The organism is Moraxella sp. CTOTU46711, assembly GCF_031975715.1.
In the GTDB taxonomy this organism is placed as follows: Bacteria; Pseudomonadota; Gammaproteobacteria; order Pseudomonadales; family Moraxellaceae; genus Faucicola.
The window spans coordinates 64218-71786 of the sequence record NZ_DALYMP010000005.1 but is presented as its reverse complement, the minus strand read 5'-3'; the positions used below and the strand labels follow the sequence as shown (position 1 = coordinate 71786).

At 39.3% G+C, this 7569-nt stretch carries 3 protein-coding genes and 1 pseudogene; 1 reads left to right on the top strand and 3 read right to left on the bottom strand.

What is annotated here, in order from left to right:
• A pseudogene (locus RTJ53_RS08125) lies at window positions 1-3520 on the bottom strand (hypothetical protein); the annotation flags it as partial.
• A 556-nt stretch (window positions 3521-4076) separates the two neighbouring features.
• On the opposite strand from RTJ53_RS08125, the gene RTJ53_RS08120 reads away from it, so the two are divergent.
• Window positions 4077-5102, top strand: a complete 1026-nt coding sequence (locus tag RTJ53_RS08120) for a CAP domain-containing protein (protein ID WP_128682458.1) — start codon at window positions 4077-4079, stop codon at window positions 5100-5102.
• A gap of 156 nt (window positions 5103-5258) precedes the next feature.
• Here the strand turns inward: RTJ53_RS08120 and RTJ53_RS08115 are convergent, their stop codons facing one another.
• Window positions 5259-6365, bottom strand: coding sequence for an RNA-guided endonuclease InsQ/TnpB family protein (locus RTJ53_RS08115; protein WP_312276576.1), 1107 nt, complete (start codon window positions 6363-6365; stop codon window positions 5259-5261).
• A gap of 147 nt (window positions 6366-6512) precedes the next feature.
• Complete coding sequence (locus RTJ53_RS08110) at window positions 6513-7295, bottom strand: hypothetical protein (protein WP_128681477.1); 783 nt, start codon at window positions 7293-7295, stop codon at window positions 6513-6515.
• Window positions 7296-7569: the final 274 nt, after the last annotated feature.

Genomic DNA, 7569 nt, shown 5'->3' with positions numbered 1-7569 from the left:
TGGTCACGCGCTCGTTAATAGCCACGTTCTTAGCATCGGCATCTGCCTTATTCGTAATTACCTGAGCTTGCAACTGTGCATCGCGTTCTTTTGAAGCCTGGTCATTAGTAGCAACTACAGTGTTCGTATTGTCGATACGTGTGTTAGTATTTACATTATTGGTAGTAATTTGGTTTTGTAAGTCTGCATCTTTAGTTGCAAGCGTGTTACCGACCTGGAATAATTGACTACCATTTACAGCATCAGTAGAGCTTTCGCTAACTTCACCAGCTGCAACATTAATAATTTGACGCTCGCCATTCGTTGCACCGACTGAAACAACACCAACCGGCGCATAGCCAGCAAAGTTACCTGTTTCGATACCGCCAACGGTGGTACTTGTTACTTGGGTAGCTGCCTTATCTGTTGAACTATTACCTAACACTACAGAATTAGCTTGTGTAGTCGTGACATTGTTGCCAAATACAAATACGTTATCTTGAGCAACTGTATTATCATTACCGAAAGCATAAGAGCCATTTCCGCTAACAATGTTTGGATCACCGAAGGTACCGCTATTGTTCCCACTAACTAGGTGACCTGCACCAATCGCAATCGAATTATTGCCAGTCACGGCACTGCCCTTACCTACCTCAACAACGTTGTCCGTAACATTGATTAAACGCAATTCTTCTGTGTTTGCTGTAATTTGAGTCTGCAACACATTTTGCACATCATCTACTTTTTTATGAATTGCAGTGTTGTTAGCAATAATTGTGCTATCTTGCTCAAGGTTTTTGTTATCTAACTCTTGCTTGTTTGTAGCCATCAGCATATCTTGATGACTATTTTTTTCATCTAAGCGAGATAATTCATTAACCATTGTTGCATTTAATTTAGTGACACGTTCATTCGTAGCTATATTATTTGCATGCGCTTCTTCTTTGTTTTTAGCAACTGTATCATCAATTCGAGCAACATTGTTATCCAATTTAATGTTCGTAACAGTATTAGCTTTTTCAGCATCCGCTTTGTTTTGAGCGACCTGATTGTCAATCGCGATGTCTTTTGCTTTTAGTTGAGCAACCTCACGATCATATTTGGTATCAGTATCAATCAAGGCTTGGTCTTGAGCCTTGTCTTTTTCATCAATACGAATAAATGTTGTAGTAACGGTAGTTGTTAGTGTTTGAAGCTTATCATTGGTGGCTGCGTTAGCCTTCTCTGCATCAGCCTTATTTTGGGCGACCTGATTATCAATACGCATAACATTGTTATCAAGTTTAGTATTGGTCGCCTTATCTTTTGCGTCAGCATCAGCTTTGTTTTGTGCCACGACTAAATCTTGTTCAGCATTTTTAGCAGTAAGCGTAGCGTTATTTGCATCAGCAATCAGCTTATTGGTAGAAATAATAAAGTCTTGCGCTTTATTAGCACTATCAAGACGAGCTGCTTCGGCAGTTAAACGCTCGTTTGTAGTCGCGTTGGCTTTTTCAGCATCGACTTTATTCTGTGCAACCTGACTGTCAATACGAGCTACATTTGAGTCAATTTTTGAGTTAGTTGCAGCATTTTTGGCATCGGCGTCTGCTTTATTGGCAGTAACTTGAGCTTGCAGCTGAGTATCACGGTCTTTTGAAGCTTGATCGTTAGTAGCTACAACAGTGTTAGTGTTGTCGATCCGTATATTAGTTGCTTTATCTTTAGAATCAGCATCCGCTTTGTTTTGAGCGACCTGATTGTCAATCGCGATGTCTTTTGCTTTTAGTTGAGCAACCTCACGATCATATTTGGTATCAGTATCAATCAAAGCTTGGTCTTGAGCTTTGTTTTTTTCATCCAAACTCGTAAATGTTGTAGTAATAGTAGTTGTGAGCGTCTGAAGCTTATCATTCGTAGCCGCATTAGCCTTTTCCGCATCCGCTTTATTTTGGGCGATTATAGCGTCTTGCGATTGGTTTTTAGCATTGACATCACTGGTGTTAGCCTTGCCAGCAATAACAGAATCTTGCGCTCGATTTTGCTCGTCAACGTATGTTTTATCAGCCTTATTAGCCTGTAAATCACCAATCGCTGTATCTTGCTGACCGTTTTTTGTTTCAACGGCAGTTACACGGCCTTGTAAGGCACTATCTGCTTGCTGCAATGCAGAAATTTGGTTTGCTTGAGTGGCGTTGGTGTCGTTAGCTGTTTTAGCATCAGATTGAGCTTGAGCAATCGCGGCGTCTTGGCTTTGGTTTTTAGCATTGACATCACTGGTATTAGCCTTGCCAGCGATAATATTATCTTGAGCTTGATTTTGATTATCGACGTATGACTTGTCAGCTTTATTAGCTACTGTAGCATTCGTAGCATCTAAAGAAGATTGTGCAGCTTTTGTTGCCAAAGAACCATCGACATAAAGTTTGTCAGCTTTATTGGCCTGTAAAGCACTAATTTGGCTATCTTGTGTTGCGTTTTTGTCGGTATTGGCTTGGATGGCTGCGTCTTGCGATTGGTTTTTAGCATTGACATCACTGGTGTTAGCCTTGCCAGCAATAACAGAATCTTGCGCTCGATTTTGCTCGTCAACGTATGTTTTATCAGCCTTATTAGCCTGTAAATCACCAATCGCTGTATCTTGCTGACCGTTTTTTGTTTCAACGGCAGTTACGCGCCCCTGTAACACACCATCCGCTTGTTGCAATGCAGAAATTTGGTTTGCTTGAGTTGCGTTAGTATCATTAGCCGTTTTAGCATCAGATTGAGCTTGAGCAATCGCAGTATTTTGTAATTGATTTTGTGCATCAACGTAGGCAGTTGAAGCCAAACCTGATACATCAACTTGTTTAATACCGTTAACTTGAGCTTGTAATTGGTCTAAACTTGTTTTATCAGCTTTATTGGCCTGTAAAGCACTAATTTGGCTGTCTTGTGTTGCGTTTTTGTCGGTATTGGCTTGGATGGCTATGTCTTGCGATTGGTTTTTAGCATTGACATCACTGGTGTTAGCCTTGCCAGCAATAACAGAATCTTGCGCTCGATTTTGGGCATCAACATAAGATTTATCAGCTTTATTAGCCTGTAAATCACCAATCGCTGTATCTTGTTGACTGTTTTTAGTTTCAACGGCAGTTACACGGCCTTGTAAAGCACTTATGTCATTATTTTGTTGAGCGTCGCTTGCTTTAAGATCAGCAACGTCTTGTTCAACAGCACTTACAGCCGCAGTCGCAGTCGTTGATGTCTGAGTCGCATTTGCAATCGCTTGATTGACATAATTAGTGGTTGCGAATGTATCATCGAAGCTAAACTGAACCGATGGGCAGTTAAAGCCGTAGCCATCACCACTACTGGGACTGGTATAACAGTCGGTGTTGGTAGTTGTCGTAAAAGACCCCGTGGTAACACTGGCTGCATTAGCATTATGTCCTGATAGAGTAGCAATTAGTAAGGTAGCTACTACACCAACGACACGCCCTTTTTTTGCACCTTTCGCGATTTCACTGGCAACAGTCATATTACCGTTGCGATTTTTAACAACGCTATATGTTTTATTCATATAAACCCCTTTCGGTTCAAAGGCGGTTGACTCTAGGCAAAAGCCGAATTAGAGTAAACTACATTGCTTAGTGCCAACCAAACAGTTAAACAGCACATAAAAATGTGCTACCATTGGGGTGTTTAATGACTGTAGGAAGTTTTAAACGCCCCCGAAAAGCTCATGATTGCAGTCATGGGCTTTTCATTTTATTAACAAAAAAGCTAGTAACTTTAAAAAAGAATTACTACTGATTATCACAATATAACATATTTAATTATTATAAAATAATTAAACAAATTTACACAGTAGAAATATTTGATATTTAATAATTACATACTCAAAATCATATATATATTTCAAATTATGTTAAAATAATAGTGATAATAAGTGTTTTTTAACATTATTAAGGGATTCTCTTAATTTTTTAATGAACAATTCTTAACTACCAAAGCTATTACCTTGGTTTTTATATAAACATAAGTTTATTTTTAAGGAAATATTAAGTTACAATTATGCTACTTATGGCATTTTTATAGTATTTTTATAAATGATATAGCGAACTAGAAGATGTATTATGAATAAGTCTTTTGCACTATTTACTATGGTATTTCTTGGCATTTCATTAACTGCCTGTGGTGGTGGGGGTTCATCAAATTCACAGACATCATCGCCAACCCCCACTGTGGAAACTCCGAAACCGCAAACTACACCTGTTGATACCACTAAGCCACAAACTCCTGTTATAGCAACACCAAGCAATGCTTATTATGAATTAGTGCCTGATATCAAAAATTGTAAGTATGGTGTGATTAATGATGCAACGCGAAAAGCAATCGTTGATGAAGTCAATAACATTCGACGTTTACACGGTCTAGAGCTTGTCGTTTATAACAAAGACTTAGAAAAGTATGTCAATGAAACTGCATTAGCAATGGCAGCCCAAAATACAGTTAGTCATTACATTGATGACAAATGGAATTGCTATTCTGACAATGCGTTGACAGGGGCCAAAATGAGTAGTCTTTCCTCTCATACCAGTCCAAATGCACAATTTAAAGTTAATCCTGTTGACGATATTGCAAGTTTCATGCGTGAAAATACGTCTGAGTCACTCGGCCATCGTCGATGGATGCTAAGTCCTTTTATTCATGAAACAGCGTATGGTATGGCTGACGGTGAAAAGAAAGTAGGTACTGGTTATACATTTGGCGCGGCTTTATTCATGTATGACCCAACCACTTATAAAAACCAATCAACTACATCGCCTGTTGGTATTTACCCCTATCCGACTGGTATTTACCCTAAAAAGTATTACCAAAAAGGCGATAGAATGTCATTCTTTGTGTTCTATGACCAAGCTAGTTATGACAAAAATTGGGGTGTTCGATACACCGATACGGTTGTGACAGTTAAAGATGATAAAGGGGTTGTTCACCCAATCAGTGATGTTCAAATTAGTTATGCAAGCAGCGGTGTACCTAACAACTATTCGTTCTTGCTACCTGACTTTGAGTATGGCGTAAACTATACCGTCAATGTTGACCGCGTACTAATCAATGGCGAGCCTAAAAATTATCAATATAGTTTTAAAGTCGAATAACCAAAAAAAGCCCTAATTTCTATTAGGGCTTTTTCATAACTTGCTTTCTGCAATATGCTTACATTGCGTGATGCACTACATAAGAATTTCCTTTAAAGAAGCATTTTCCATCTTCGCGTTTGGCGAACCTACCATACTTTTGACTTCCTCCCCTTGCTAAAGCAAGGGGATTCCTTCCACAAGACGGTCAAGCCCGACCGCAAGAATGTTCTTACTGGCATTGATATCTCTATCATGCCATGTGCCACACGAAGCACATATCCATTCTCTTATTCCAAGCGATTTTCTACCTTTCGGACTATTGGCGGTGATGTCACCGCAACACGAACATCGCTGGGTCGTGTATCTCTCATTCACGATTTCAAAACGGCAACCTGCGTTCTCGCATTTGTAGGTCAGTTGTCGTTTGAGTTCAAACCAACCTGCATCGTAAACCGATTTGGCTAGTTTGCCTTTTTTACTGTTAAATTGGGTAGTTCTAACATCACCTACAACGATTAGCGCATTGTCTTTGACTAATTGGGTGGTGAATTTATGGATTAGGTCTTGGCGTGTATTTTTGATTTTGGCATGAATCGCTTTGACACGTTGTTTGTTTTTAGCTCGTTGAGCAATGGCTAAATCTTTGGCATAGTTGAGCGTTTGCTTGATTTGTAGCTTGTCGCCATTTGAGGCTGTGGCACTGTCTTTTAAACCTAAATCAATACCGACGCTACCAGTTCCACAGGTTTGTTTTGGGTAATCCTTGACGGTGATACACGCATACCAACGGTTACGGCTGTCTTGGACGACCTCAAGGGTGTTGATTTGGTATAGGCTAAGGTTATAGCTGTCCCATAGGTCGATGATTAGCTTTTGCCCTTTGGCTAGGCTTAGTTGCAAGGTGGATTTTAAGCCTTTTTTACCTGTTTGGTGTGTGGCGATGTGTTTGATGGCAGATTGTTTAAACGGTAGCCAACCGAGCGATTTACGCTTAGAGCTTGGGTTGTTGGTTCGCCATGATAATTTAGCTTTTTTGAATTGTTTTCTAGCTTTGGCATGGGTTTCATTAATGGCTTGGATAGTCTGACTGTGTAAGCCAAGTAGTTCACCGCTACCTTTGGTATATTCGTTTAGGTCGTAGGCTGAAAAGAATTTACCAGTCTTTTGTAGGTGCTTGTAACTCAAGTCATTGACGTAGTTCCATACGAAATTGACCGAACCGCTTAGGCGGTTAAGCTTTGCTGTGTGTTTATCTCGTATGCGTAGCTTGAGTGTTTTCATAGGATTATTTTAGCAAAATTTATGCAAGCGTTATAGTGCATGAGTTGTCTTATATCCACCGCCTAAAGTCGGTGGTTTTACGGCAACGGCTGATAAATAAGTTTATTCGCGAATCACGCCAACCATAATTACCGGTGTTTTAAACGACTATTTAAAATCCAATAATGGAGAAAGATTGGCATTGTTAATCAACTCAATGTGTTCTTCATTACCAAAAAACTCATAAAACTGTTTTGCGATCTTTGCCATCGACATTGTTAATTCATCAAAAAATATAGCTAGTTGCGGCGTATAATCGACAAATTTCATTCTATAGTTTGAGTTTTTAATATCTGAGGTAGGCGTTGAAAGTCGAGTCCAACAATTTAACGCTTCAATCTCAGGTGTAATTAAATCTTGGTGTGAAAGCACTGGCTCGTATTTGACCTTAACAATATCCCCATGAATATACGTTACCTCTACTACCACCCTAGCAGCAAAACTAATGTCATATACTGAGAAATGGTGAGGATTGCCGGATGCACGGTTTATCTTATTATCCACCCACTTAGCATCTTTCTTCGTCGCATTTTTATAGATATTTCCAGTCTCATCCACAGCAAACTGGATGTTTGACGATGCGTGGTAACCAATTTTGAGTTTCCGGGTAATGATTGGCTTGGTGGCCACATTATGAAGCAACTCAAGGTCTTTAATTAAACCATCAAAGTTCTCACATTGTAGCTGGGTATCACCTTTCCGGTCAGTGGTAAGACTGCTCCCATGTTCAAGTTTGAGTTGCCCCCTACCCTCCACTACAGGACATAGATGAATTGGTAATTTGCAGTAAAAGATACCTTTAGAACTGATGTTAATTTGCACATCGACGTAATCAGCGTCATTGGGACTATAGTGAGAAGGTCGTAATGTAATCTTTTTGAATTTTGGCATGCTGCACCTTTATATGTAATAAATGATTTAGGCACAGTATAGAAAAGTTAATGTTAGAAAAGTAGCTGTATAATCCTAAATATGGGCGATTGATTGGTTAAGCTATTTATTTTTACTTTTTTCTATTATTTGTAGGTTAATGCTTACCGCGTGATTGGTCAGATTTTTGGCAAAATAAAACCCCAAGCTGGAGACATGGGGTGTCGAGTAAGCGTAACTAGAGGCTGTTTTTATTATTATGTGATAAATCATAAAGGACTGCCTTTAAAAAATC